General features: G+C 70.7%; 21 protein-coding genes. 17 read left to right on the forward strand and 4 right to left on the reverse strand.

Translation table 11 applies throughout. From position 1 onward, the window contains the following. Positions 1-54: 54 nt before the first annotated feature. Positions 55-834, reverse strand: coding sequence for a C40 family peptidase (locus ACF08N_RS31400; RefSeq protein ID WP_392328103.1), 780 nt, complete (start codon positions 832-834; stop codon positions 55-57). 691 nt (positions 835-1,525) lie between these two features. Here ACF08N_RS31400 and ACF08N_RS31405 point away from each other — a divergent pair. The 15 genes from ACF08N_RS31405 (at position 1,526) to ACF08N_RS31475 (ending at position 18,216) form a co-directional block, all read left to right on the forward strand. Then, positions 1,526-1,885, forward strand: coding sequence for an NADH-quinone oxidoreductase subunit A (locus ACF08N_RS31405; protein ID WP_003974383.1), 360 nt, complete (start codon positions 1,526-1,528; stop codon positions 1,883-1,885). A 19-nt stretch (positions 1,886-1,904) separates the two neighbouring features. Continuing rightward, positions 1,905-2,459: an NADH-quinone oxidoreductase subunit B family protein gene (locus tag ACF08N_RS31410; RefSeq protein WP_187741805.1), complete on the forward strand. Its 555-nt coding sequence runs from the start codon at positions 1,905-1,907 to the stop codon at positions 2,457-2,459. Then, complete coding sequence (locus tag ACF08N_RS31415; RefSeq protein ID WP_392328104.1) at positions 2,456-3,184, forward strand: NADH-quinone oxidoreductase subunit C; 729 nt, start codon at positions 2,456-2,458, stop codon at positions 3,182-3,184. Before ACF08N_RS31410 ends, ACF08N_RS31415 begins: the two co-directional genes overlap by 4 nt. Before the next feature lie 95 nt (positions 3,185-3,279). Beyond that, positions 3,280-4,557, forward strand: coding sequence for an NADH-quinone oxidoreductase subunit D (locus ACF08N_RS31420; protein ID WP_392328131.1), 1,278 nt, complete (start codon positions 3,280-3,282; stop codon positions 4,555-4,557). Positions 4,558-4,583: 26 nt separating this feature from the next. Then, positions 4,584-5,399 carry an NADH-quinone oxidoreductase subunit NuoE gene (nuoE, locus tag ACF08N_RS31425; protein ID WP_392328132.1) on the forward strand — a complete coding sequence of 272 codons (816 nt, stop codon included), beginning with the start codon at positions 4,584-4,586 and terminating at the stop codon, positions 5,397-5,399. Continuing rightward, positions 5,399-6,781 carry an NADH-quinone oxidoreductase subunit NuoF gene (gene nuoF, locus ACF08N_RS31430; protein ID WP_392328105.1) on the forward strand — a complete coding sequence of 461 codons (1,383 nt, stop codon included), beginning with the start codon at positions 5,399-5,401 and terminating at the stop codon, positions 6,779-6,781. The genes nuoE and nuoF overlap by 1 nt, the downstream gene beginning before the upstream one ends. Beyond that, on the forward strand, positions 6,778-9,297 hold the full coding sequence (locus ACF08N_RS31435) for an NADH-quinone oxidoreductase subunit G (RefSeq protein WP_392328106.1): 2,520 nt from the start codon (positions 6,778-6,780) through the stop codon (positions 9,295-9,297). The genes nuoF and ACF08N_RS31435 overlap by 4 nt, the downstream gene beginning before the upstream one ends. A gap of 124 nt (positions 9,298-9,421) precedes the next feature. Further along, a complete protein-coding gene (nuoH, locus tag ACF08N_RS31440) occupies positions 9,422-10,819 on the forward strand; it encodes an NADH-quinone oxidoreductase subunit NuoH (RefSeq protein WP_392328107.1) in 1,398 nt (465 codons plus the stop codon). Beyond that, positions 10,782-11,444, forward strand: a complete 663-nt coding sequence (gene nuoI, locus ACF08N_RS31445; protein ID WP_392328108.1) for an NADH-quinone oxidoreductase subunit NuoI — start codon at positions 10,782-10,784, stop codon at positions 11,442-11,444. Before nuoH ends, nuoI begins: the two co-directional genes overlap by 38 nt. Continuing rightward, positions 11,441-12,277 (forward strand): NADH-quinone oxidoreductase subunit J, encoded by an 837-nt coding sequence (locus tag ACF08N_RS31450; protein ID WP_392328109.1) that lies wholly within the window; start codon positions 11,441-11,443, stop codon positions 12,275-12,277. The genes nuoI and ACF08N_RS31450 overlap by 4 nt, the downstream gene beginning before the upstream one ends. Beyond that, positions 12,274-12,573, forward strand: a complete 300-nt coding sequence (nuoK, locus tag ACF08N_RS31455) for an NADH-quinone oxidoreductase subunit NuoK (protein WP_189554133.1) — start codon at positions 12,274-12,276, stop codon at positions 12,571-12,573. Before ACF08N_RS31450 ends, nuoK begins: the two co-directional genes overlap by 4 nt. A gap of 15 nt (positions 12,574-12,588) precedes the next feature. Then, on the forward strand, positions 12,589-14,532 hold the full coding sequence (gene nuoL / locus ACF08N_RS31460; RefSeq protein WP_392328110.1) for an NADH-quinone oxidoreductase subunit L: 1,944 nt from the start codon (positions 12,589-12,591) through the stop codon (positions 14,530-14,532). 5 nt (positions 14,533-14,537) lie between these two features. Continuing rightward, positions 14,538-16,127, forward strand: coding sequence for an NADH-quinone oxidoreductase subunit M (locus ACF08N_RS31465; RefSeq protein WP_392328111.1), 1,590 nt, complete (start codon positions 14,538-14,540; stop codon positions 16,125-16,127). Next, positions 16,124-17,779, forward strand: coding sequence for an NADH-quinone oxidoreductase subunit NuoN (gene nuoN, locus ACF08N_RS31470; protein ID WP_392328112.1), 1,656 nt, complete (start codon positions 16,124-16,126; stop codon positions 17,777-17,779). The genes ACF08N_RS31465 and nuoN overlap by 4 nt, the downstream gene beginning before the upstream one ends. A gap of 143 nt (positions 17,780-17,922) precedes the next feature. Continuing rightward, positions 17,923-18,216 (forward strand): hypothetical protein, encoded by a 294-nt coding sequence (locus ACF08N_RS31475; protein WP_392328113.1) that lies wholly within the window; start codon positions 17,923-17,925, stop codon positions 18,214-18,216. A gap of 64 nt (positions 18,217-18,280) precedes the next feature. On the opposite strand, the gene fahA is transcribed toward ACF08N_RS31475, so the two are convergent. Both fahA and ACF08N_RS31485 read right to left on the reverse strand, forming a co-directional pair. Further along, on the reverse strand, positions 18,281-19,507 hold the full coding sequence (fahA, locus tag ACF08N_RS31480) for a fumarylacetoacetase (protein WP_392328114.1): 1,227 nt from the start codon (positions 19,505-19,507) through the stop codon (positions 18,281-18,283). 114 nt (positions 19,508-19,621) lie between these two features. Continuing rightward, on the reverse strand, positions 19,622-21,613 hold the full coding sequence (locus ACF08N_RS31485) for a CocE/NonD family hydrolase (protein ID WP_392328115.1): 1,992 nt from the start codon (positions 21,611-21,613) through the stop codon (positions 19,622-19,624). A 217-nt stretch (positions 21,614-21,830) separates the two neighbouring features. Between ACF08N_RS31485 and ACF08N_RS31490 the strand changes: the two genes are divergently transcribed. Further along, positions 21,831-22,841: a polyprenyl synthetase family protein gene (locus ACF08N_RS31490; RefSeq protein WP_392328116.1), complete on the forward strand. Its 1,011-nt coding sequence runs from the start codon at positions 21,831-21,833 to the stop codon at positions 22,839-22,841. Positions 22,842-23,255: 414 nt separating this feature from the next. After that, positions 23,256-24,473, forward strand: coding sequence for an outer membrane lipoprotein carrier protein LolA (locus ACF08N_RS31495; RefSeq protein ID WP_392328117.1), 1,218 nt, complete (start codon positions 23,256-23,258; stop codon positions 24,471-24,473). Positions 24,474-24,642: 169 nt separating this feature from the next. Here the strand turns inward: ACF08N_RS31495 and ACF08N_RS31500 are convergent, their stop codons facing one another. Next, positions 24,643-25,968 carry a M28 family metallopeptidase gene (locus ACF08N_RS31500; protein WP_392328118.1) on the reverse strand — a complete coding sequence of 442 codons (1,326 nt, stop codon included), beginning with the start codon at positions 25,966-25,968 and terminating at the stop codon, positions 24,643-24,645. Positions 25,969-26,105: the final 137 nt, after the last annotated feature.

Here is a 26,105-nt window from a genome sequence, read left to right on the forward strand (position 1 = left end):
CGAAGGGCCGCAGCTCCCCTTCCGGAGCGGCGGCCCTTCGCGGAGCTGTGAATCTCAGAGCACGCGGACCGCGCCGCTCGCCGGGTAGCCGGACAGGTCCTGGATCACGACGCCCTTGCTCGGGTTCGCGGCGTCGAGGTACTGGCCGTTCCCGATGTACACACCGGTGTGGTACGCGGAGCCCGCGCCGCCCCAGTACAGGATGTCGCCGACCTGGAGGTCGGACGTGCCGACCTGGGTGCCGGCGACCGACTGGTCCTGCGAGACACGCGGCAGGTCGATGCCGACCTGGCGGAAGGCGGCCTGGACCAGGCTGGAGCAGTCCCAGGCGTTGGGGCCGGTGGCGCCCATGATGTACGCGTCGCCGAGCTGGGCCTTGAGGAAGGCGACGACAGTGGCGGCGGAGCCGCTCGCGGGGGCGGACAGCGTGGTGCGCTCGGCGGCGCGGGAGGCGCGCTCCTTGGCCTCCGCCTCGGCGCGGGCCTTCGCTTCCGCCTTCGCCTTGGCCTCGGCCTCGCGCTCGGCCTCCGCCTTGGCCTTCTTGGCGGCCTTCGCCGCCTGCTCGGCGGCGGCGTCCTCCTGCGCCTGCAGTTCGAGGTCGAGCGCGACCTGCTGCGTGGCGTCGGCCGACTGCGCGACTGCCGCGGAGAGGTCGGCGTGGGTGAGGACGGGCATCTCGATGGTCGCGGTCACCGGCTCGGCATTCGCCGGCCCGGCGGCTCCGGCCACCGCGATGGTGCTGAGGAAGCCACCGGCAACTCCGGCCCGGATCGCGACTTTCGACGCTCCGCGGCGGGGCTTCCGGTGGCTGGGTATGTGAGCGGTGTGGGACATGAGTACAACCGCTATCAGGGCCCGACGGTTCCCTTCAAGAAACGTGGGTTGCGCCACAGTTACGAACGGAACCTGTGAATCCGCTCTGGATCGGCCTTTATTGACGCCGTAACGGGCAAACCGGTCATTGACGATCACGGCTGTGATCATGGGCTTTCCGTAAAAGGTCCGAATTGCCGTCGGCTTATCACCCTCTTACGTCGATGGCCAAGCCCGCCTTTGTTGAACTCTTGAGCGAGTGGCGCAGGTCACAGAACGGTCAACGTCCGGGCGTCCGCGGGCTCGTGAACGCGTGCACGCGTCCACCGTTGTCCACCCCGTCCCACGGTCGAGTGAGCGGACGCCCTCTATCACCGATGGGGGTCCATCGCCAATTTGCCTGTATGGGCCATCACTTGATAGAGCACCACGCCTTTGACCAGCGGTAACCGCACCGGATGTCACGTCTGGTGATCACTCGGGAGCTTCACGTACGAAGATCACTGCTCATCCTCGTTCATGATCGTTCGTCGGGTGGTGGAGATCACAAACGCGATGCCGGACCCCGTGTCGCAGATCACAGACCGACAGGCATAGGATGCGGAGCAGTCGGGCTTGTGAACTGCCTCACATGTGCACGATCTTCGCGAGGCGGCGAGGCGATGGCCCGGTGCGGTCCAACGGTCAAGGACGACTGGAAGGAGCGGGGAGGGTGAATGCTTACGCGCCCATCCTTGTGCTCGGCGCCCTCGGGGCAGGGTTTGCGATCTTCTCCGTGGTCATGGCCACGCTTATCGGCCCAAAGCGGTACAACCGGGCGAAGCTTGAAGCGTACGAGTGCGGCATCGAGCCCACGCCGACGCCGGCCGGAGGCGGCCGCTTCCCGATCAAGTACTACCTGACGGCGATGCTCTTCATCATTTTCGATATCGAGATCGTCTTCCTCTATCCCTGGGCCGTCACCTTCGACGCCCTGGGGATCTTCGGGCTCGTGGAGATGCTGCTCTTCGTGCTCACCGTCTTCGTCGCCTACGCGTATGTGTGGCGGCGCGGCGGCCTGGAATGGGACTGAGGGGCGAAGGGGCACTCCTATGGGACTCGAAGAGAAGCTGCCGAGCGGCTTTCTGCTGACCACCGTCGAACAGGCCGCGGGGTGGGTGCGCAAGTCGTCCGTCTTCCCCGCGACCTTCGGCCTGGCCTGCTGCGCCATCGAGATGATGACGACGGGAGCCGGGCGGTACGACCTGGCCCGGTTCGGCATGGAGGTCTTCCGCGGCTCGCCGCGCCAGGCCGACCTGATGATCGTGGCCGGGCGGGTGAGCCAGAAGATGGCGCCCGTCCTGCGCCAGGTCTACGACCAGATGCCCAGCCCCAAGTGGGTGATCTCCATGGGTGTTTGCGCATCATCGGGCGGAATGTTCAACAATTACGCGATTGTGCAGGGTGTTGATCACATTGTCCCCGTCGACATCTATTTGCCCGGCTGCCCGCCGCGCCCCGAGATGCTGATGGACGCGATCCTCAAGCTCCACCAGAAGATCCAGACCTCCAAGCTCGGCGTGAACGCGGAGGAAGCGGCCCGCGAGGCGGAGGAGGCGGCGCTCAAGGCGCTGCCGACGATCGAGATGAAGGGGCTGCTGCGATGACCGACCAGCCCAATCCCGAGAAGGAGCTCTCGGCGCAGAACCTTCCCGGCCAGCGCGGTGAGCACGGCGAGGAGATCCGCGTCCAGCGCGGCATGTTCGGCGCCAACGACGGAGGGGATACATCCGGTTACGGAGGGCTCGTACGCTCCGTGCGGCTCCCCGGGGCGGCCACCCGCCCCTACGGCGGCTACTTCGACGAGGTCGCCGACGAGCTCGAAGGCGCGCTGGAGGAGCAGGGCCTCCTCCCGGAGAACGCCATCGAGAAGACGGTCGTCGACCGCGGCGAGCTCACCTTCCACATCGCCCGCGAACACCTGCTCCAGGTGGCGCGGACCCTGCGCGACGACCCGGCACTGCGCTTCGAGCTGTGCACCGGCGTGAGCGGCGTGCACTACCTCCACGACAAGGGCCGCGAGCTGCACGCCGTCTACCACCTGCGCTCGCTCACCCACGGCCGGCTGATCCGGCTGGAGGTCTCGGCGCCGGACCACGACCCGCACATCCCGTCGCTGGTGTCGGTCTATCCGACGAACGACTGGCACGAGCGCGAGACCTACGACTTCTTCGGGCTCGTCTTCGACGGCCACCCCGCCCTCACCCGGATCATGATGCCGGACGACTGGCAGGGCTTCCCGCAGCGCAAGGACTATCCGCTCGGCGGCATCCCCGTCGAGTACAAGGGCGCCCAGATCCCGGCTCCGGACCAGCGGAGGTCGTACTCGTGAGCACTTCCCACGCCCACCCGTCTCCCGGCCACCACCCCTCAACGGGTCCCTCCGGGACACACCTCTCCGATGCCCGCGAGACCACCGAAGGGACCGTGTACACGGTCACCGGCGGTGACTGGGACGAGGTCGTCCAGTCCGCGGCCAAGGCCGACGACCAGCGCATCGTCGTCAACATGGGTCCGCAGCACCCCTCCACGCACGGCGTGCTCCGCCTGATCCTGGAGATCGACGGCGAGACCGTCACCGAGGCCCGCTGCGGCATCGGCTACCTCCACACCGGTATCGAGAAGAACCTCGAGTACCGCACGTGGACGCAGGGCACCACGTTCGTGACGCGCATGGACTACCTGACGCCGTTCTTCAACGAGACGGCGTACTGCCTGGGCGTGGAGCGGCTGCTCGGCATCGACGACCAGATCCCCGACCGGGCAACGGTCATCCGCGTGCTCCTGATGGAGCTCAACCGGCTCTCCTCGCACCTGGTCGCCATCGCCACCGGCGGCATGGAGCTCGGCGCCACGACGATCATGATCTACGGCTTCCGTGACCGTGAACTGATCCTCGACATCTACGAGCTGATCACCGGCCTGCGCATGAACCACGCCTACATCAGGCCCGGCGGCCTCGCCCAGGACCTGCCGCCCGGCGCGGTGGACCAGATGCGCGAGTTCGTGAAGACGATGAAGAAGAACCTGCCGGAGTACGACAAGCTCGCCACCGGCAACCCGATCTTCAAGGCCCGCATGCAGGACATCGGGTACCTGGACCTGGCGGGCTGCATGGCCCTCGGTGCCACAGGACCGATCCTGCGCTCCGCCGGGCTCCCGCACGACCTGCGCAAGACCGACCCGTACTGCGGATACGAGACGTACGAGTTCGACGTCCCGACCGCCGACACGTGCGACGCCTACGGCCGCTTCCTCATCCGGCTGGAGGAGATGCGCCAGTCGCTGCGGATCGTCGAGCAGTGCCTGGACCGCCTGGAGCCCGGGCCGGTCATGGTCGCCGACAAGAAGATCGCCTGGCCCGCGCAGCTCGCGCTCGGCCCCGACGGACTCGGCAACTCGCTCGACCACATCAAGAACATCATGGGCACCTCCATGGAGGCCCTGATCCACCACTTCAAGCTGGTGACCGAGGGCTTCCGCGTCCCGGCCGGGCAGGCGTACGCCGCGGTCGAGTCGCCCAAGGGCGAGCTGGGCGTCCATGTCGTCTCCGACGGCGGCACCCGCCCCTTCCGGGTCCACTTCCGCGACCCGTCGTTCACCAACCTGCAGGCCATGGCGGCCATGTGCGAAGGCGGCCAGGTCGCCGACGTCATCGTCGCCGTCGCGTCCATCGACCCCGTGATGGGAGGCGTCGACCGGTGACTGACGTAACTGCGACCAGTCTGGGCATGCCGCAACTGCCCGCACCCGACTATCCGGCCGATGTGCGCGCCCGGCTCGAGGCGGATGCGAAGGAGGTCATCGCCCGCTACCCGGACTCGCGCTCAGCGCTGCTCCCGCTGCTGCACCTGGTGCAGTCGGAGGAGGGCCATGTGACGCGTACGGGCATGCGGTTCTGCGCGGACATGCTGGGACTGACCACCGCGGAGGTCACCGCGGTCGCCACCTTCTACACCATGTACCGGCGCAAGCCCTCCGGCGACTACCAGGTCGGCGTCTGCACCAACACCCTGTGCGCGGTGATGGGCGGCGACGCGATCTTCGAGGAGCTCAAGGAGCACCTCGGCGTCGGCAACAGCGAGACGACCGAGGACGGCAAGGTCACCCTCGAGCACATCGAGTGCAACGCCGCCTGCGACTTCGCGCCCGTCGTGATGGTCAACTGGGAGTTCTTCGACAACCAGACGCCCGAGTCGGCGAAGAGGCTCGTCGACGACCTGCGGGCGGGCAAGCAGGTCCGGCCCACCCGCGGCGCGCCCCTGTGCACCTACAAGGAGACCGCCCGCATCCTGGCCGGCTTCCCCGACGAGCGTCCCGGCGCGGTCGAGGCGAGCGGCGGCGCCGGACCCGCGTCGCTGATCGGGCTCCGCCTGGCCAGGGGCGAGGCCGCCCCGGCGACGCGCGTGGTCCATCCGCGCGGCGAGGCGCCCCAGGAGCGGCCACAGCCGGGAGCCGAGCACCTCAGCTCTCATGACGCACCGCAGCAGACATCGGCATCCGACCCGGAGCACCCGGCCGGACCTGTCAGCGAGGAGGGGGAGTGATGACCGTGTCCACCGAATACGGGGGCGGCAGCTCCCGGCAGGAGACCGGCGGCGAGGCGAGCCCGGAGAAGCTGCTCGCCCCGGTGCTCTCGGCCTTCTGGGACGAGCCGGAGTCCTGGACCCTGGAGACCTATCGCAGGCACGAGGGCTACGAGGGCCTGCGCAAGGCGCTCGCGATGTCGCCCGACGAGCTCATCGCCTACGTCAAGGACTCGGGCCTGCGCGGCCGAGGCGGCGCCGGCTTCCCCACCGGGATGAAGTGGCAGTTCATCCCGCAGGGCGACGGCAAGCCCCACTACCTCGTGGTCAACGCCGACGAGTCGGAGCCGGGCACCTGCAAGGACATCCCGCTCCTGTTCGCCAACCCGCACTCGCTCATCGAGGGCATCGTGATCGCCTGCTACGCGATCCGCTCGAACCACGCCTTCATCTACCTGCGCGGCGAAGTCGTCCCCGTGCTGCGGCGACTGCACGAGGCCGTGCGCGAGGCCTACGAGGCCGGCTACCTCGGCAAGGACATCCTGGGCAGCGGACTCGACCTCGAACTCACCGTGCACGCGGGCGCCGGCGCGTACATCTGCGGTGAGGAGACCGCGCTGCTCGACTCCCTGGAAGGACGCCGCGGCCAGCCCCGGCTCAGGCCCCCCTTCCCCGCGGTCGCCGGTCTGTACGCATGCCCCACTGTGGTGAACAACGTCGAGTCCATCGCGTCCGTTCCCGCGATCCTCCACAAGGGCAAGGACTGGTTCAGGTCCATGGGCAGCGAGAAGTCCCCGGGCTTCACGCTCTACTCGCTCAGCGGCCACGTCGCCTCGCCCGGACAGTACGAGGCCCCGCTCGGCATCACGCTGCGCCAGCTGCTCGACATGAGCGGCGGCATGCGGCCGGGCCACCGGCTCAAGTTCTGGACGCCCGGCGGCTCCTCCACCCCGATGTTCACCGACGAGCACCTCGACGTCCCGCTGGACTACGAGGGCGTGGGCGCGGCCGGGTCGATGCTCGGCACCAAGGCGCTCCAGTGCTTCGACGAGACCACCTGCGTGGTGCGGGCCGTGACGCGATGGACCGAGTTCTACGCCCACGAGTCCTGCGGCAAGTGCACGCCCTGCCGCGAAGGCACCTACTGGCTCGTCCAGTTGCTACGCGACATCGAGGCCGGCAAGGGCGCGATGAGCGACCTCGACAAGCTGAACGACATCGCCGACAACATCAACGGCAAGTCCTTCTGCGCCCTCGGCGACGGCGCCGCATCGCCGATCTTCTCGTCGCTGAAGTACTTCCGCGACGAGTACGAGCAGCACATCACGGGCAGGGGCTGCCCCTTCGACCCGGCCAAGTCGACGGTCTGGGCCGACCGACGCAACACGGAGGTGAACGCATGACCGTCACGACCAGTGCGCCCTCCGGTGGCGGGGAGGCTGCCGGACCGTCGAAGGCCGTCGGCCAGGACGCAGTCTCGCTGACCATCGACGGCATCGAACTCTCGGTCCCCAAGGGGACCCTGGTGATCCGGGCCGCCGAACTCCTCGGCATCGAGATCCCCCGCTTCTGCGACCACCCGCTCCTCGACCCCGCCGGCGCCTGCCGCCAGTGCATCGTCGAGGTCGAGGGCCAGCGCAAGCCGATGGCGTCCTGCACCATCACCTGCACCGACGGCATGGTCGTCAGGACGCAGCTCACCTCGCCCGTCGCCGAGAAGGCGCAGAAGGGCGTGATGGAGCTGCTGCTGATCAACCACCCGCTGGACTGCCCGGTCTGCGACAAGGGCGGCGAGTGCCCGCTGCAGAACCAGGCGGTCTCGCACGGCCAGGCGGATTCCCGCTTCGAGGGGAAGAAGCGCACCTACGAGAAGCCCGTGCCGATCTCGACCCAGGTGCTGCTCGACCGCGAGCGGTGCGTGCTGTGCGCCCGCTGCACCCGGTTCTCCAACCAGGTCGCGGGCGACCCGATGATCGAGCTGATCGAGCGGGGCGCGCTCCAGCAGGTCGGCACCGGCGAGGGCGACCCGTTCGAGTCGTACTTCTCCGGCAACACCATCCAGATCTGCCCGGTGGGCGCGCTGACCTCGGCCGCCTACCGCTTCCGCTCCCGGCCCTTCGACCTGGTCTCCTCGCCGAGCGTGTGCGAGCACTGCGCGGGCGGCTGCGCCACCCGCACCGACCACCGCCGCGGCAAGGTCATGCGCCGGCTGGCCGCCGAGGACCCGGAGGTCAACGAGGAGTGGCTGTGCGACAAGGGGCGGTTCGCCTTCCGCTACGCCCAGCAGCGCGACCGCCTCACCACCCCGCTGGTGCGCGACAAGGACACCGGTGAGCTGGTGCCGGCGAGCTGGCCGGAGGCGCTGGAAGCGGCCGCGGAGGGCCTGCGGGCCGCACGCGGCCGGGCCGGTGTGCTGACCGGCGGCCGGCTGACCGTCGAGGACTCCTACGCGTACGCCAAGTTCGCCCGGGTCGCCCTCGACACCAACGACATCGACTTCCGGGCTCGGGTCCACTCCGCCGAGGAGGCCGACTTCCTCGCGGCAGCGGTCGCGGGCCGGGGCCGGGACCTGTCCGGCACCGGCGTCACCTACACCGCGCTGGAGAAGGCACCGGCGGTCCTGCTCGCCGGGTTCGAGTCCGAGGAGGAGGCGCCCGGCGTCTTCCTGCGACTGCGCAAGGCCCACCGCAAGCACGGCCAGCGCACCTTCTCACTGGCCACGCACGCCACCCGCGGACTGACCAAGGCGGGCGGCACGCTGCTGCCGGCCGCCCCCGGCACCGAGACCGAGTGGCTGGACGCCCTCGCCTCCGGCACCGGACTGGACGGGGACGGCGCCAAGGCGGCCGAGGCGCTGCGCGCCGAGGGCGCGGTCGTCGTCGTGGGCGAGCGGCTCGCGGCCGTGCCCGGCGGCCTCACCGCCGCGCTGCGCCTCCAGGCCGCCACCGGCGCCAGTCTGGTGTGGATCCCGCGCCGGGCCGGTGACCGCGGCGCGGTTGAGGCGGGCGCGCTCCCGTCGCTGCTGCCGGGCGGCCGTCCGGCCACCGACCCGCGGGCCCGCGAGGAGACCGCGGAGGCCTGGCGCGTACGCGAACTCCCGCTCCGCTACGGCCGCGACACCGGCCAGATCGTCGAGGCCGCGGCCACCGGCGAACTGGGCGCGCTCGTCGTCGCGGGTGTCGAGGTCGCCGACCTGCCCGACGTGGCACGCGCGCGTGAGGCGCTCGACGCGGTCGGCTTCCTGGTGTCGCTGGAGCTGCGGCCCGGCGAGGTCACCGAGCGGGCGGACGTCGTCTTCCCGGTCGCGGCCGTCGCCGAAAAGCCCGGCACCTTCCTCAACTGGGAAGGCAGAGTGCGGATGTTCGAGGCCGCGCTCAAGCCCGACCAGATGACCCGCCCCCTCCCGCCGACCGACGCCCGCGTGCTGCACATGCTCGCCGACGCGCTCGACATCCCCTTCGGCCTGCCGGACCTGAGGTCCGTCCGCGCCGAGATCGACCGGCTCGGCCGCTGGGACGGCCCCCGTGCCGGCGAACCCGCCGAGTCCGCGCGGCCGCTGCCGCGTCCGGGCGCGGGCGAGGCGGTCCTCGCCGGTCACCGGCTCCTGCTCGACCAGGGCCTGCTCCAGCAGGGCGACGAGGCGCTGGCCGGCACCCGGCACGCCGCCGTGGCCCGGCTGTCGGCGGCGACCGCGGCCGAGGCAGGCGTCAAGGACGGCGACGAACTCCAGGTCTCGGGTCCGGCCGGATCGGTGCGCCTGCCGCTGCAGGTGAGCGAGATGCCCGACCGCGTGGTCTGGCTGCCCATGAACTCGGCCGGTGGCGGAGTGACCGCGGACACCGGTGCCCGTCCGGGCGAGCTCGTCCGCATCGCGGCCGCGACGGGTGCCGTCGGGGCCACGCCGGAGGTGCAGTCATGACCGCCCGAGTCACCCGCCGGCCGGCGGCCGCGCCTCTGCGCGACGCCGTGCGGCCGTCCGGGTCCCCGACCCACGCCGGCCTGCCGGGCGCAGCCCCGGCCACCCCCGCATCGGAGGTGCGCGCATGACCATGCTGGCTCATGTCGCCGAAGCACAGCGCAGCGTCCTGGCGCTCGAGGACCTGTCGATGTTCGGGCGCGACCCCTGGTGGCTCGTCGTCATCAAGGCCGTGTTCTGTTTCGCCTTCCTGATGGTGACCGTGCTCTTCTCCATCGTGTGGGAGCGCAAGGTCGTCGCCTGGATGCAGCTGCGCATCGGCCCGAACCGGCACGGCCCCTGGGGCCTGCTCCAGTCGCTCGCCGACGGCGTCAAGCTGATGCTCAAGGAAGACGTGATCGTCAAGCGCGCGGACAAGGTGGTCTACATCCTTGCCCCGATCGTCGCCGCGATCCCGGCCTTCATGGCGATCGCCGTGATCCCGTTCGGCCCGGCCGGCAACGAGATCTCGATCTTCGGCCACCGCACCACGATGCAGCTGACCGACCTGCCGATCGCGATGCTCTACATCCTCGCGGTCGCCTCGGTCGGCATCTACGGCATCGTGCTCGCGGGCTGGTCGTCCGGCTCGACGTATCCGCTGCTCGGCGGTCTGCGCTCGTGCGCGCAGATGATCTCGTACGAGATCGCGATGGGCGCGGCGTTCGCCTCCGTCTTCCTGTACTCCGGCTCGATGTCGACGTCGGCGATCGTGGAGGCGCAGGCGGACCGCTGGTACATCCTGCTGCTGCCTGTCTCCTTCATCATCTACGTCGTCACGATGGTCGGGGAGACCAACCGGGCGCCGTTCGACATGCCGGAGTCCGAGGGCGACCTCGTCGGAGGCTTCAACACCGAGTACAGCTCCATCAAGTTCGCGATGTTCATGCTGGCCGAATACGTCAACATGGTCACCGTCTCCGCCGTGTCGGTCACCCTCTTCCTGGGCGGCTGGCGGGCGCCGTACCCGATCTCCGCGTTCTGGGAGGGTGCGAACCACGGCTGGTGGCCGATGCTCTGGTTCGTCCTCAAGGTGCAGCTGCTGCTGTTCTTCTTCATCTGGCTGCGCGGCACGCTGCCGCGTGTCCGCTACGACCAGCTGATGAAGCTCGGCTGGAAGGTCCTGATCCCGGTCTCCGTCGTCTGGCTGATGCTGGTCGCGACCGTGCGGGCGCTGCGGAACGAGAACTACGACTTCCAGCAGATCGTGCTCTACGTCGCCGGTGCCGTCATCGCCGTGCTGCTCCTGTCCTTCGTCGCCGACGTCTTCCGAGGCAAGAAGGAGAAGGAGGCCGAGGCCGCGAAGCCCGAACCCGGCCCCTTCGACCCGATGGCGGGCGGATTCCCCGTACCGCCGCTGCCCGGCCAGGAGTTGCCGCCGGTGCCGCGCAGGCGCCCGCGCCGCGACGGGGAACTGATCGTCAGCGGTGGCCCCCAAACCGACAGTGATGGTCCTCAGGACGGAAAGGAGGCTGACGGTGTCTGAGGGATCCGAGAGCTCGTTCCAGAATCCGGTCGCCGGCTTCGGCGTGACCTTCAAGGCCATGTTCAAGAAGCGGCTGACCGAGCAGTATCCGGAGCAGCAGAAGGTCACGGCGCCGCGCTTCCACGGCCGGCACCAGCTCAACCGCCATCCGGACGGGCTGGAGAAGTGCGTCGGATGCGAGCTGTGCGCCTGGGCCTGTCCGGCCGACGCCATCTACGTGGAGGGCGCGGACAACACCGACGAGGAGCGCTACTCCCCGGGCGAGCGGTACGGCCGTGTCTACCAGATCAACTACGCCCGGTGCATTCTGTGCGGCCTGTGCATCGAGGCCTGCCCGACGCGCGCGCTGACCATGACGAACGAGTTCGAACTGGCGGACAGCAGCCGGGAGAACCTCATCTACACCAAGGAGCAGCTGCTCGCCGGTCTGGAGGAGGGCATGGTCGACTCACCGCACGCCATCTACCCCGGCATGGACGAACAGGACTACTACCGGGGGCTGGTCACCGAGGCCGCTCCCGGCACGGTCCGCCAGGTCGCCCACTCCAAGGGCGAGCGGGTGCAGGAGGCCGAGTCCACCTTCGGCGAGGACGAGCCGGCGTCGAAGAAGGTGATCGGCGCATGAGCACGCTCGCCGCCGCCGCGTCGACCGGCGAGGCCGTCCAGTTCTGGGTGCTGGGCACGGTCGCCGTGCTCGGGGCGCTCGGCACGATCCTGATGAAGCGGGCCGTGCACAGCGCGCTCAGCCTCGCCGGGACCATGATCGTCCTGGCGGTGTTCTACCTCGCCAACGGGGCGTACTTCCTCGGCGTCGTGCAGATCATCGTCTACACCGGCGCGATCATGATGCTGTTCCTCTTCGTCGTCATGCTGGTCGGCGTCACCGCCGCCGACTCGCTGAAGGAGACGCTGAAGGGCCAGCGCTGGCTGGCCGCGGCCTGCGGGCTCGGCTTCGGCATCCTGCTGATCGCCGGCATCGGCCACGCCTCGCTGAAGAACTTCAACGGACTGGGCGTCGCCAACTCCACGCACGGCGGCAATGTCGAGGGCATCGCGGCCCTGCTCTTCACCAAGTACGTCTTCGCCTTCGAGATCACCGGCGCCCTGCTGATCACGGCCGCGGTCGGCGCGATGGTGCTCACGCACCGCGAGCGCACCGAGCGGGCCAGGACCCAGCGGGAGCTGTCCGAGCAGCGTGTACGGGAGGGCCGGCAGCTGCCGCCCCTGCCCGCTCCAGGCGTCTACGCCCGGCACAACGCGGTGGACATCCCCGGTCTGCTGCCCGACGGCACCGCTTCCCAGCTCACCGTCAGCAAGACGCTGCGTGAGCGCGGCCAGATCCGCGACGTGTCGGCCGACGCGCTGGGCGATCTCAAGGCGATCGAGCAGCGGTCCGAGGAGCGCCTCGGACGCGACCGGGACGAGCACGACCGGGACGGACAGGAGGCCACGCGGTGAATCCGGTCAACTATCTCTACCTCGCCTCCCTGTTGTTCACCATCGGCGCGGCGGGTGTCCTGATCCGGCGGAACGCGATCGTGGTCTTCATGTGCGTCGAGCTGATGCTCAACGCCTGCAACCTCGCACTCGTCGCCTTCTCCCGGATGCACGGCAATCTCGACGGCCAGATCATCGCGTTCTTCACGATGGTCGTCGCCGCCGCGGAGGTCGTGGTCGGACTCGCGATCATCGTGTCGCTGTTCCGTTCCCGCCACTCGGCCTCGGTCGACGACGCCAGCCTGATGAAGCTGTAAGGGGACCGACGAATCGTGGAGAACCTGATTGCGCTGCTCGTCGCGGCGCCCCTGCTCGGAGCGGCGGTGCTGCTGTGCGGCGGCCGCCGGCTCGACCGCACCGGCCACTGGCTGGGCACCCTGCTCGCCGCCGCGTCCTTCGTCATCGGCGCCGTGCTGTTCGCCGACATGCTCGGCAAGGACGCGGAGGAACGCGCCCTGCACAGCACGCTGTTCAGCTGGATCCCGGTCGAGGGGTTCCAGGCGGACATCGCCTTCCAGCTCGACCAGCTGTCGATGACGTTCGTCCTGCTGATCACCGGGGTGGGCACGCTGATCCACCTCTACTCCGTGGGGTACATGGAGCACGACGAGCGGCGCCGCCGCTTCTTCGGCTACCTGAACCTGTTCCTCGCGGCCATGCTGCTGCTGGTGCTCGCCGACAACTACCTGCTGCTGTACGTCGGCTGGGAGGGCGTCGGCCTCGCCTCGTACCTGCTCATCGGCTTCTGGCAGCACAAGCCCAGCGCCGCCACCGCGGCGAAGAAGGCCTTCCTGGTCAACCGGGTCGGCGACATGGGCCTGTCGATCGCGATCATGCTGATGTTCACCACCTTCGGCACCTTCGCCTTCGGGCCGGTGCTGGAGTCCACGGGCGAGACCAGCGAGGGCATGCTGACGGCCATCGGCCTGATGCTGCTGCTCGCCGCGTGCGGCAAATCGGCCCAGGTGCCGCTGCAGTCCTGGCTCGGGGACGCGATGGAGGGCCCGACCCCGGTCTCGGCCCTGATCCACGCGGCCACCATGGTCACCGCCGGCGTCTACCTGATCGTCCGCTCCGGCGCCGTCTTCAACGCCGCGCCGGACGCCCAGCTGGCGGTCGTGATCGTCGGCGCGGTCACGCTCCTCTTCGGTGCGATCGTCGGTTGCGCCAAGGACGACATCAAGAAGGCACTGGCCGGCTCGACCATGTCGCAGATCGGCTACATGATTCTCGCGGCCGGTCTCGGCCCCATCGGATACGCCTTCGCGATCATGCACCTCGTGACGCACGGCTTCTTCAAGGCCGGGCTGTTCCTCGGCGCGGGCTCGGTCATGCACGGCATGAACGACGAGGTCGACATGCGCAAGTACGGGGGCCTCAGGAAGTACATGCCGGTCACCTTCGTCACCTTCGGCCTCGGCTACCTGGCGATCATCGGCTTCCCGGGCCTGTCCGGCTTCTGGTCCAAGGACAAGATCATCGAGGCGGCCTTCGCGTACGACGACGGGATCCGCGGCTGGATCTTCGGCGGCGTGGCGCTGCTGGGCGCCGGCATCACCGCGTTCTACATGACCCGCGTGATGATCATGACCTTCTTCGGCGAGAAGCGCTGGCAGCCCGCCCCCGACCCGGACACGGCGCCCAGCGTCGAGCCCGGCATCGAGGTGCACCCCGGGGAGATGCCGCACCCGCACGAGTCGCCCAAGTCGATGACGATCCCGATGATCCTGCTCGCCTTCGGATCGGTCTTCGCGGGCGGCCTGTTCAGCCTGAACGAGTCCTTCGTCCACTGGCTGGAGCCGGTCACCCAGTTCGAGCACCCGCACCCGGTCATCGGCGTCCCGGCCATCACGACCTCGACGATCGTCGTGCTGCTGCTCGGCGCGGGACTCGCGTACCTGATGTACGGGCGGCGCCCGGTGCCCGTCACGGCGCCGCGCGGCTCCCTGCTCACCCGCGCCGCCCGACGCGACTTGCTCCAGGACGACTTCAACCACGTGGTCCTGGTCCGCGGCGGCGAGCACCTCACCCGCTCGCTGGTCTATGTCGACCACACTCTGGTCGACGGAGTGGTCAACGGCACGGCGGCCACGTTCGGCGGGCTCTCCGGCCGGCTGCGCAGGCTGCAGAACGGCTACGCCCGCAGCTACGCGGTCTCGATGTTCGGCGGTACGGCGATCCTGATCGCCGCGACCCTGCTGATGAGGGCGGTCTGATCGTCATGTCCCAAGTAGTGAACGCAGGCTTCCCGATTCTGACGGCAACGGCCGTACTGCCGGCGCTCGGCGCGATCGCCACCGCGGCCGTGCCCGCCGCGCGCCGGACGGTCGCCAAGTGGCTGGCGCTGCTGGTCTCGCTGGCGACACTCGTGCTCGCCGCGATCGTGCTCGTACGGTTCGAGCCCGGCGGCGACCGCTACCAGCTCACCGAATCGCACGCCTGGATCAAGGACTTCGGGGTCCGCTACGAGCTGGGTGTCGACGGCATCGGGGTCGTGATGGTGGCGCTGACCGCGCTGCTGATCCCGTTCGTGATCCTGGCCGGCTGGCACGACGCCGACCCGCAGGAGACCGGCAGCAAGAGGTGGCGGCCCACGCAGGGCTTCTTCGCCCTGATCCTGATGGTCGAGGCGATGGTGATCCTCTCCTTCGAGGCCACCGACGTCTTCCTCTTCTACATCCTTTTCGAAGCCATGCTCATCCCGATGTACTTCCTCATCGGCGGCTTCGGCGACCGCGCCCATGCGGGCACGGACGAGCACGCGGCGGCCCAGCGGTCGTACGCGGCCGTGAAGTTCCTGCTGTACAACCTGGTCGGCGGCCTGATCATGCTGGCCGCAGTCATCGGCCTGTACGTCGTCGCGGGCAGCTTCTCGCTCTCCGAGATCGCCGAGGCCAGGGCGAGCGGTCAGCTGGAGATGGCGACCACCACCGAGCGGCTGCTGTTCCTCGGCTTCTTCTTCGCCTTCGCGGTGAAGGCCCCGCTGTGGCCGCTGCACACCTGGCTGCCGAACGCGATGGGCGAGGCGACCGCCCCGGTCGCCGTGCTGATCACGGCGGTCGTCGACAAGGTCGGCACGTTCGCGATGCTGCGCTTCTGCCTCCAGCTCTTCCCGGAGGCGTCGAAGTGGGCGACGCCGGTCGTCATCACGCTGGCCCTGATCAGCATCGTCTACGGCGCGCTGCTCGCGGTGGGCCAGCGGGACATCAAGCGCCTGGTGGCGTACGCGTCGATCTCGCACTTCGGCTTCATCATCCTGGGCATCTTCGCGATGACCAGCCAGGGCCAGTCGGGCGCGACGCTGTACATGGTCAACCACGGTCTCTCGACCGCCGCGCTGATGCTGGTCGCCGGCTTCCTGATCTCGCGGCGCGGCTCGCGGCTCATCGCCGACTACGGCGGAGTGCAGAAGGTCGCCCCGGTGCTCGCGGGCACGTTCCTGATCGGCGGCCTGGCCACCCTGTCGCTGCCCGGACTCGCCCCGTTCGTCAGCGAGTTCCTGGTCCTGGTCGGCACGTTCTCCGCCTATCCGGTGGCCGGGATCATCGCGACCTCGGGCATCGTGCTCGCCGCGCTCTACACCCTCGTGCTCTACCAGCGCACGATGACCGGTCCGGTGAAGGCGGAGGTCAGCGCGATGCCCGACCTGAGGGCACGTGAACTGGCGGTCGTGGCACCGCTGATCGCGCTGCTGCTCTTCCTCGGTGTGTTCCCGAAGCCGCTGACCGACATCGTCAACCCGGCCGTGGAGCACACGATGTCCGACGTACAGAAGCAGGACCCCCGGCCCGATGTGGAGGCGGCCAAGTGAGCGCTACAGCTGTCCACAGCCTGTGGACGACGGCCGCGGAGGTCGAGCCGCTCGGCAAGATCCCCGCGCCCCACATCGAGTACGCCCAGCTGGCACCCGTGCTGATCGTCGTCGGCGCGGCCGTGCTGGGTGTGCTCGTGGAGGCCCTCGTCCCGCGCAGGGCCCGGTACCACACCCAGGTGTTCCTGACCGTCGTCGCGCTCGCGGCCTCCTTCGCGGCGGTCGTGGGGCTCGCCGCCGGCGGGTACGGCACCACCAAGGCGCACATCGCCGCCATGGGCGCGATCGCGGTCGACGGGCCGGCGCTGTTCCTGCAGGGCACGATCCTGCTGGCGTCGCTGGTCGCCGTCTTCACGTTCGCCGAGCGCCGTCTCGACCCGGCGGCACACGGCAACCGCGTCGACTCGTTCGCCGCCGAGGCCGCCGCGGTCCCGGGCAGCGAGCACGAGAAGGCCGCGGTGAAGGCCGGGTTCACCACCACCGAGGTGTTCCCGATCGCCCTGTTCGCGATCACCGGCATGCTGGTCTTCCCGGCCGCCAACGACCTGCTGACGCTGTTCATCGCGCTGGAGGTCTTCTCGCTGCCGCTGTACCTGATGTGCGCGCTGGCCCGCCGCAAGCGGCTCATGTCGCAGGAAGCGGCGGTGAAGTACTTCCTGCTGGGCGCGTTCTCCTCCGCGTTCCTGCTCTTCGGCATCGCGCTCCTGTACGGCTACGCGGGCTCGGTGTCGTACGCCCGCATCGCCGAGGTCGTCGACGGCAGCGTCCGCACCATCGACCCGGCGCTCGCCGACACGATGGGCAACGACGCGCTGCTGCTGATCGGCGGCGCGATGATCCTCATGGGCCTGCTGTTCAAGGTCGGCGCGGTGCCGTTCCACATGTGGACGCCCGACGTCTACCAGGGCGCGCCGACCCCGGTCACCGGCTTCATGGCCGCGGCCACCAAGGTCGCCGCCTTCGGCGCGCTCCTGCGGCTGCTGTACGTGGTGCTGCCGGGCCTGACCTGGGACTGGCGCCCGGTCATGTGGGCGATCGCCATCGTCACGATGCTCGGCGGCGCGATCGTCGCGATCACCCAGACCGACATCAAGCGGCTCCTGGCGTACTCGTCGATCGCGCACGCCGGCTTCATCCTCGCCGGTGTGATCGCCACGACGCCCGACGGCATCTCGTCCGTCCTCTTCTACCTGCTCGCGTACTCGTTCGTGACGATCGGCGCGTTCGCCGTCGTCACCCTGGTCCGCGACGCGGGCGGCGAGGCGACGCACCTGTCCAAGTGGGCGGGTCTCGGGCGGCGTTCGCCGCTCGTGGCGGCGGTCTTCGCGGTGTTCCTCCTCGCCTTCGCCGGTATTCCGCTGACGTCCGGGTTCGCCGGCAAGTTCGCGGTCTTCAAGGCGGCGGCGGAGGGCGGCGCGGGAGCGCTGGTCGTGGTGGGTGTGATCTCGTCGGCGATCGCCGCGTTCTTCTACATCCGGGTCATCGTGCTCATGTTCTTCAGCGAGCCGAAGCCGGAGGGTCCGACGGTGGCCGTCCCGTCCCCGCTGACGATGACGACGATCGGCGTCGGCGTGGCGGTCACGCTGGTGCTGGGCCTCGCGCCGCAGTACTTCCTCGATCTGGCGAGCCAGGCGAGCGTGTTCGTGCGCTAGGCGCGGCACGCCCGAGGGCCCGGCCTCTCCCCGCGGAGAGGCCGGGCCCTCTGCCGTGTCCGCGTACCGCCCGGGCAACCCGCCGGTGCCGCGCGTCGTCCTACCGGGAGCCTGGACGAACGACCGACGACCACGGGGGAGACATGACCGAGCAGGAGATACGGCACCGGGCGGCGGAGGAGTCCGGCGGTGACCACCTGTGGCCACTCGTACTCCTGGGGCCCGCTCTGTTCCTGCTGCGCGTGTTCGGGGAGCACGGCTGGGTCTACTGGACCGCTGCGGTCGTGGGCGCGCTGGGCCTGATCGGCGCGGTCTTCGCGATCGCCGGCGCGGGCCGCGACCTGGTGCGCCGGCGCCGCCCGTGGAAGGCGGCGTTCGCGGTGTTCCTGCTGGCCGGCGGCTCGTTCATGATCGTGGTCAGACTCGTGGAGAGCTGAGGGACGGGCCTCGGCCCGCCCCGGGTCCCGCCGCCGAGGAGCGGCGGACCCGGGGCAGGACCGGTCAGGCGGAAGGCACGATCCGGCCCGTGACCTCGCCGAGGCCGACCCGGACGCCGTCGGGGCCCGGCGCCCAGGCGGTGAGCGTGACCACGTCGCCGTCCTCCAGGAACGTGCGCTTGCCGTCGGGCAGTTCGACCGCGTCGCGGCCGTTCCAGGTGAGTTCGAGGAGGGAGCCGCGCTGGTTCACCTCGGGCCCGCTGACCGTGCCCGAGCCGAACAGGTCGCCCGTGCGCAGCGATGCGCCGTTGACCGTCATGTGGGCGAGCTGCTGCGCGGCCGTCCAGTACATCGTGGCGAACGGCGGCTCGGCGACCACCTGGCCGTTGAGCGCGACCGAGATGCGCAGGTCGAAGCCGCCGGGCTCCTCCTCGGCCGAGTCGTCGAGGTACGGCAGGAGCGGGAGGTCCCGGGCCGGCGGCGCGGTCCTGGCGGCCTCCAGCGCCTCCAGCGGGGTGACCCAGGCCGCCACCGAGGTGGCGAAGGACTTGCCGAGGAAGGGGCCGAGCGGCACGTACTCCCACGCCTGGATGTCGCGCGCCGACCAGTCGTTGAGCAGGAAGAGGCCGAAGACATGCTCGCGGAAGTCGGCGAGCGGGACGGGCCTGCCCTGCTGGGACGGGGTGCCGACGAGGAAGCCGACCTCGGCCTCGATGTCGAGCTTCACGGACGGTCCGAAGACGGGGGCCGCGTCCGCCGGTGCCTTGCGCTGTCCGGAGGGCCGCACGACGTCGGTGCCGGACACCACGACCGTGCCCGACCTGCCGTGGTAGCCGATCGGCAGGTGCTTCCAGTTGGGCGTGAGCGCGTCGCCGTCCGGCCGGAAGATCTTTCCGACGTTGGTGGCGTGGTGCTCGCTGGCGTAGAAGTCGACGTAGTCCGCGACGTCGTACGGCAGGTGCATCGTCACGGTGTCCAGCGGGTGCAGCAGCGGCTCGATGTCGGCCCGGTGGGCGGGCACCGTGACCCAGGCGGTCAGGGCGCGCCGCACGTCGCGCCAGGCCGTGCGCCCGGCGGCGAGGAGCGGGTTGAGGCTCGGCTGCGCCAGCACCTCGGCGTACGGGGAGCCGAGCACGACGGCGGCGGCCCCCGCATCGAGCACATGGCCACCGATCCGGACGCCGAGCCTGCGGCGCTCCGGCTCGTCGGCCGTGGTGAAGACGCCGTACGGAAGGTTGTGCGGGCCGAAGGGATCGCCCTCGGCCAGATCGAGCGGGCTCTGCTCGGACATCGGTGCCTGCCTCGCTTTCCACGGGTGTGGGTGACACGTTACGTGCCCTCCCGCCCGCCGCGGCAGGGCCCAATGGATCACACTCGGCGCGCTCCGGAGCCGGCCGTCGCCCCGTCAGGGCGCCGTGCGGGGCACGCGCTTCTCCCAGGTGCGGTGGAAGACGATCTCGTCGCCGTCGCGGCACACCATCTCGTCCGAGGCGAGGAGGCCGGTGGCGTCGCAGTCGAGGGCGGAGCGGGTCTCGACACGGACGTCCCAGCCGAGTTCCGGCCGGTGCAGCCGGATCGTCCAGGTGGTGCCGGCGCGTGCGGAGAGGGGGTCGTCCTGCTGGATCGCGTACGTCTCACGGGTCTCCTGGGTGTACTCCAGGCCGTCCGGGTGGACATGCGTGCCGCCGCGGTGGGGCGTCGCCTCCAGGGTCCACAGCCCGGCCGCCACGTCGCGTGTCAGCAGCAGCCGGGGGCGGTCGCCGTCGAGGGTCTGCGGGACGGCGACGGCCGGCGGCTCGGAGTGCTCCGGCTCCGCGAACTCGCCGCTCGGCCCGCCCGCTTCGCGGACCGGCAGGTCGAGACGCGAGCCCGCCGGGTCCAGGGTGAAGCCCGCCGCGTCCGGCCGGGGCCACAGCCAGGGCCAGTACGCGGAGGAGACGGCGAGCCGGACCCGGTGGCCCGGCGCGAACGTGTGCGCGGCCAGGGACAGCTCGAAGGACACGTCCTCGGTCGTGCCGGGCGCCCAGGCGAGCGCCCGCTCCCGGCCCGCACGCGCGGCGAGGTCGAGGGCGCCGCGCGTGACCAGCGCGGAGGCGCCGTCCGGGGCGACGTCGCAGAGCCGGGCCACGACCTGTGCGTGCGGCGCGTCCAGGCGCAGCCGCAGGGTGACCCGGGGCCGCCCGAGGACCTCGACGGGCGTGGTGCCCACGGGGAACTCGAAGCACACCGACCGGGCGTCCTCCTCCCGCTGATCCGGCGGCAGATCGGCGGCGTGGCCCACGGGACACGTCCGGCCCGCGTCCGTCCCGGTGTGCTGCGGGGAGTCCACGAGAACAGGAGTGCCAGGGGCGCCAGGGGCGCCGGGCGGGCCGCCGAGCGCGTAGGGGACCACGGTGACGTGCGGCGGCGGCCAGGCGTCCGCGCCGGTCCAGCGGCCGGGCCCCGGCGCTGCGGGCCCGGGCCGCCAGCGCAACAGAGGCTCGGACAGCACGCCCGTGTCCCGGTCCTTCAGCCACTGGTCCCACCACCGCAGCGTCTCCTGGAGGAAGCCGATCCCCCGCTCGGGGTCCCGGTCCGGGTACTGGCGCGGCCACGGCCCGATCAGCCCCCGCACCCGGTCCGCCGGCAGCCGCTCCACGAGCCGCAGGACCGCGTCCCGGGCGGGGTCGTGCAGACCGCTCACCGCCAGGACCGCCGCCCGCACCGCGTCCGTGTCGTCGCTGATCCCGGCGCTCCGCCAGAACGCGTCGCGCAGCGGATGCGCGAGCCACGCGGGGACGACGGGCTCGATCGCCTCCAGTCGCCGCAGCCACAGCGCGCGCCACGCCTCGCCCGTGTGCAGCGGGTCCGGCGGCCGGGCGGCCTGCGCGAGCAGGGCCGCGGCCCGGGAGTGCAGCGCCTGTCCGGTGACCGCCCCGCCGAGGAAGGGGCCGTCGGTGTCGTACGGGTCGTCGCCGGCGCACACCGCGACCACGGCCCGCAGCGCCGGCGGCGCGAGCGCCGCGATCTGCAGCGCGCTCCGGCCGGCCGCGCCCATGCCGATCAGACCGACGCGTCCGGTGCTCCACGGCTGCCGCGCCAGCCACTCGATCACCGCGACACCGTCAGCGAGCTCGGCCGCGTCCCCCACGACGCCGGGCACGCCCTCGCTGTTGCCGTGCCCGCGCACGTCGACCCGCAGGCAGGCGTAGCCGTGGCCCGCGTACCAGGGGTGGCGCTCACCGTCGCGTACCGCGGTCGCGTCGGTGAGCCGGTCCGGCGCGTACTCGAGCAGGGCGGGCACGGGCTCGTCCGTGACCGGCCGCCACAGACGTGCGTACAGGGCGATGCCGTCGGGGAGTCGGACGCGCAGGTCCTCGTGGGCCGTCTCGTACGGGAAGTCAGTGCGGATACGCATGGCTCAACCTCGGCGGCACGGCCCGCCGAGGGGCGGCGGGGACGATCACGGACAGGGGTAAATGCCCCGTTCCAGCTCATTGCGGCTGATCACGAACATACCGGGGGTGGCGGGCGGGCGCTCATGGTGATCGAAAGGCGACCGGATACGCTGACTTGAGTGAATCCAGCGACACATCGACAATCCGTGTGATCGTCAGCAGACAGGAGACCCCCTCGTGACCGTCGTCGGGCCGTTCGGGCTGAGCGTGCGGGACCAGGCTCTTGAGGCCGATGTCCAGAGCGGATTGTCGGCTGTCGAGGCGGGCCTGCTCGATGCCACCAAGAGCGAGGTTCCGTTCATCACGGAGGCCGCGCAGCACCTCGTCCGGGCCGGGGGGAAGCGTTTCCGCCCGCTGCTCGTGATGCTGACCGCCCAGTTCGGCGATCCGCACGCGCCGGGTGTCGTGCCCTCGGCCGTCGTGGTCGAGCTCACCCACCTCGCGACGCTCTATCACGACGACGTGATGGACGAGGCCGACGTGCGGCGCGGCGTGCCCAGCGCCAACACCCGCTGGGGCAACTCGGTGGCCGTCCTCACCGGCGACTTCCTGTTCGCCCGCGCCTCGCACATCCTGGCCGACCTCGGCCCCGAGGCCGTACGCATCCAGGCGGAGGCGTTCGAGCGGCTGGTCACCGGACAGATCCTGGAGACCGCGGGGCCGCGCGACGGCCGCGACCCGGTGGAGCACTACCTGGACGTGCTGGCCGGCAAGACCGGCTCGCTGGTCGCCGTGTCCTGCCGCTTCGGCGCGATGATGTCCGGCGCCGACGAGCGGGTCGTCGAGGTCCTCACGCAGTACGGGGAGCGGCTCGGTGTCGCCTTCCAGCTGGCCGACGACGTCCTCGACATCGCCTCCGACTCGCACGAGTCCGGCAAGTCGCCGGGCACCGACCTGCGCGAGGGCATCCCGACGCTGCCGGTGCTGCACCTGCGCGCCGCGGCCGCGGCGCACGGCCGGCCCGAGGACCTGGACCTGATCGCGCTGCTCGACGGCGACCTCAGCGACGACGAGCGGCATGCCGAGGTGCTGCGCCGGCTGCGCGAGCACCCGGCGCTGGAGCAGGCGCGGCTCGACTCCGTCCGCTATGCGGAGGAGGCACGGGCGATGCTCGCCCCGCTGCCCGACTGCTTCGCGAAGGCGGCCCTGGAGGAGCTGTGCGACGCGGTGGTCCACCGCGCGGGCTGAGCCGCCCGGGCGTGGGGCCCCCGGCGAAGCCAGGGGGAGCCGAAGGGGCGCGGCGGCGTCGAAAGGGAGTGGGGGCACCTCCCGCCGCAGGCGGGGGGAGCGCGGAGGCTGCGAGTGGGGGCACTCCCCCTACGCCCTGCGGGCGCAGGGGGAGGTAGCTGGGGGAGAGCAGTCGAGCACGATCGACCGTCGACGCCGTCTCAGGCGCCCCGTGGGGGTCCCCCCGGCGAAGCCAGGGGGAGAACCGAGCCCCTGATGGACCTCCTCGACCCCTACGGGACGGGGGACTTGGGAGGGTCCGGTGTCATACCGGAGGGGTACACGGGTTTGCGCCCGCGGGCTGACGCTTCCGCGCTGCCGTTTTGGTCAGATGGTGAACACCACCCCTGACCAACCACGGAGGTAGGGCACACCATGGCACCGAACGACAGCGCACACTCCACCGAGGCGCCCGAGGGCCTCGCAGCGGGGCGCCGCAAGGCCTCCCGCTATCTCGTCCCCCTCGTGGTGGCCGGGGTGGCGGCGGGGACGATCGGGCTCGTCCCGGCGCTCGCCGACTCCGGTGACCCCGATCTGCCGGAGATCACGGCACAGGAGCTGATCGAGAAGATCGCCGCGTCCGACACCGAGCAGCTCTCCGGCACCATGAAGATCACCACCGACCTGGGGCTCCCCGCGCTCGACGGTCTGGCCGGCTCCCTCGCGGGCGCGGGCGGCGGCGAGGGCTCCTCGGCCGACCCGCAGGCCCGGCTGACCGAGCTGGCGTCCGGTACGCACACGCTGCGGATCGCCGCCGACGGCCCGGACCGCCAGAAGATCTCCCTGGTGCGGGACTCGGACGAGTACAGCCTGATCCACAACGGCGACGAGGTGTGGGGCTACGACAGCGCCTCGAACGAGGTCTTCCACGCCGAGGAGGACGGCAAGGGCGGCAGCGGGCACGACGGCGCTGCCGAGAAGCGGGCCGACGACCTGCCGACCACGCCGAAGGACTTCGCGGACGAGGTGCTGAAGGCGTCGAAGGGCACCACGTCGATCACCGTGGGCGGCACCGCCAAGGTCGCCGGACGGGACGCGTACAAGCTGGTCGTCAAGCCCGAGCAGAAGGGCTCGACGGTCGGTTCGGTCACCATCGCGGTCGACGCGAGGACCGGCACCCCGCTGAAGTTCACGCTCACGCCGAGCAGCGGCGGCAAGGCCGTCGTCGACGCGGGCTTCACCACGGTCGACTTCTCCCGGCCCGCCGCGTCGACCTTCGACTTCACCCCGCCCAAGGGGGCGAAGGTGACGGAGGCCGACGAGTCGGCGGACGAGCAGCGGCACGCCGGCGAGGAGTTCGAGAAGGGCCTCGCGGACTTCGCCGGACCGCAGGTCATCGGCGAGGGCTGGACGTCCGTCGCCAAGATCGAGGCGCCGGGCGGAGCGGACGCGGGGGCCGCGCAGAAGGGCGACGCCCCGGCCGAGGCCCAGCAGTTCCTGGACGCCCTCGGCGACAAGGTCACCGGGAAGTTCGGCCAGGGCACGGTCTTCTCCACGCGCCTGGTCAACGCGCTCATGACGGAGGACGGCACGGTCTACGTCGGCGCCGTCACCAAGGACGCCCTGGTCAAGGCGGCCAACGAGGACAAGTAGCCCCCGCGCCGCCCCCGGTCGGGCGCAGCCGCATCGGCCGCCCCGTCGCCCCGCCGTACTCCGCGTACGGCGGGGCGCGGTCGATCCGTCCGGCGGCCCGGGCGCGCCCGGGCCGCCGAGAACGTCACGGATGGGCGTCCGAGCGGTCCGCTCCCGCCGGGCCGGGCCGTCAGAAGGTGAGCTTCCAGCTGTCGATGTAGCCCGTGTCGTACCGCGCCACGTCCTGGACCCGCAGCTTCCAGGCGCCGTTGGCCGCCTCGGCCGAGGCGTCCACCGTGTAGGTCGTGATGACGTTGTCCGCCGAGTCGCTGCCGCTGGAGTTCTTCAGCCGGTACGCGGTCCCGTCCGGTGCGACGAGGTCGATCACCAGGTCGCCCCGCCAGGTGTGCTTGATGTCCACGCCGACCTTGAGGGCGGCCGGGGCGTTGCCCGTGCGGCCCGAGACGGTCACGGTCGAGGTGACGGCCGCTCCGGCGTCCGGGACGGCCACGTCCGCGGTGCTCTCGTAGAAGTCGCCGGGCGGGACGGTGGTGCCGGCCGACAGCGCCCAGATCGCATGGGCGACGGCGTCGCTGTTGCGGTCCAGCGCGGTGTCGTTGATGTTCGACGTCGTGTCGCAGGAGGAGTGGTAGCAGCGGTCGAAGGCCTGGCCCGCGGTGCCGCCCCACTTCTGCGCCTGCGCGCTCGTCTTGGTGCGGCTCGCGCCGGTGAACAGACCGCCGACGGCTATGCCCACGTTCTTGAACGACGCGTGGTCCGAGCGGCCGTCGCCCTCCGTCTCGATCTCCGTCGGGACACCGAGCCCGGCGAAGTAGTCCTTGAAGGTCTGCTCGATCGCCGGGTCGTCGTCGTAGACGAAGTAGCCCGGGTTCGGCGAGCCGATCATGTCGAAGTTCAGATAGCCGGAGATCTTCGCACGCTCGGTGGACGGCAGGGTGTTCACGTAGTGCCGTGAGCCGACCAGGCCCAGCTCCTCCGCGCCCCACCAGCCGAAGCGCAGGTGCTTCGCGGGCTGGAGCTGGGCGCGGGAGACGGCGAGCGCGGTCTCCAGGACGGCGGCCGAACCGGAGCCGTTGTCGTTGATGCCGGCGCCGGAGGAGACCGAGTCGAGGTGGGCGCCTGCCATGACCGTCTGATTGGTGTCGCCGCCCGGCCAGTCGGCGATCAGGTTGTAGCCCGTCGTGCCGTTGTACGTGAACTGCTGGACGGAGGTGGTGAATCCGGCCGCGTCCAGCTTGGCCTTCACGTAGTCGACGGACGCTTTGTAACCGGGCCTGCCGTGCGCCCGGTTGCCGCCGTTGGCGGTGGCGATGGACTGGAGCTGGGTCAGGTGCGCCTTGACGTTGGCGAGCGGTATGTCCGGTGCGGCGAGCGCGGCCGCCGGGGCGCTCGGGCCGCCGGGTGCGGCGGTCGCCGCCGGCGCGCCGGCCGCGAGCAGCCCGGCGAGGGCGAAGGCGGCGGCCGCGAGCGTGCGTCTGGGAACGGAGAGGTTCATGTGGGGGCTCCGGATTCCGTACGGGGATGAGACGGAACGTGCGTGACGCCCCGGGCCGGCGGGGCCCGGGGCGCTGGAGCTTGACGTGCGCTGTGCGTGCTGAATGGTCAGTGAGATTTTGACGTGCCGTCAAGAGC

The organism is Streptomyces sp. NPDC015127, assembly GCF_043080095.1.
Lineage (GTDB): Bacteria > Actinomycetota > Actinomycetes > Streptomycetales > Streptomycetaceae > Streptomyces.

Bases quoted from the DNA above. Each gene is read 5' to 3' on its own strand.
- ACF08N_RS31415 (WP_392328104.1), top strand. From the start codon at position 2,456: ATGACCGACCAGCCCAATCCCGAGAAGGAGCTCTCGGCGCAGAACCTT.
- ACF08N_RS31475 (WP_392328113.1), top strand. From the start codon at position 17,923: ATGACCGAGCAGGAGATACGGCACCGGGCGGCGGAGGAGTCCGGCGGT.
- ACF08N_RS31495 (WP_392328117.1), top strand. From the start codon at position 23,256: ATGGCACCGAACGACAGCGCACACTCCACCGAGGCGCCCGAGGGCCTC.
- ACF08N_RS31500 (WP_392328118.1), bottom strand. From the start codon at position 25,968: ATGAACCTCTCCGTTCCCAGACGCACGCTCGCGGCCGCCGCCTTCGCC.
- nuoE (WP_392328132.1), top strand. From the start codon at position 4,584: ATGCCGCAACTGCCCGCACCCGACTATCCGGCCGATGTGCGCGCCCGG.
- ACF08N_RS31465 (WP_392328111.1), top strand. From the start codon at position 14,538: ATGTCCCAAGTAGTGAACGCAGGCTTCCCGATTCTGACGGCAACGGCC.
- nuoI (WP_392328108.1), top strand. From the start codon at position 10,782: ATGGTCCTCAGGACGGAAAGGAGGCTGACGGTGTCTGAGGGATCCGAG.
- fahA (WP_392328114.1), bottom strand. From the start codon at position 19,507: ATGTCCGAGCAGAGCCCGCTCGATCTGGCCGAGGGCGATCCCTTCGGC.
- ACF08N_RS31450 (WP_392328109.1), top strand. From the start codon at position 11,441: ATGAGCACGCTCGCCGCCGCCGCGTCGACCGGCGAGGCCGTCCAGTTC.
- ACF08N_RS31410 (WP_187741805.1), top strand. From the start codon at position 1,905: ATGGGACTCGAAGAGAAGCTGCCGAGCGGCTTTCTGCTGACCACCGTC.
- ACF08N_RS31400 (WP_392328103.1), bottom strand. From the start codon at position 834: ATGTCCCACACCGCTCACATACCCAGCCACCGGAAGCCCCGCCGCGGA.
- nuoH (WP_392328107.1), top strand. From the start codon at position 9,422: ATGACCATGCTGGCTCATGTCGCCGAAGCACAGCGCAGCGTCCTGGCG.
- nuoF (WP_392328105.1), top strand. From the start codon at position 5,399: ATGACCGTGTCCACCGAATACGGGGGCGGCAGCTCCCGGCAGGAGACC.
- ACF08N_RS31485 (WP_392328115.1), bottom strand. From the start codon at position 21,613: ATGCGTATCCGCACTGACTTCCCGTACGAGACGGCCCACGAGGACCTG.
- ACF08N_RS31435 (WP_392328106.1), top strand. From the start codon at position 6,778: ATGACCGTCACGACCAGTGCGCCCTCCGGTGGCGGGGAGGCTGCCGGA.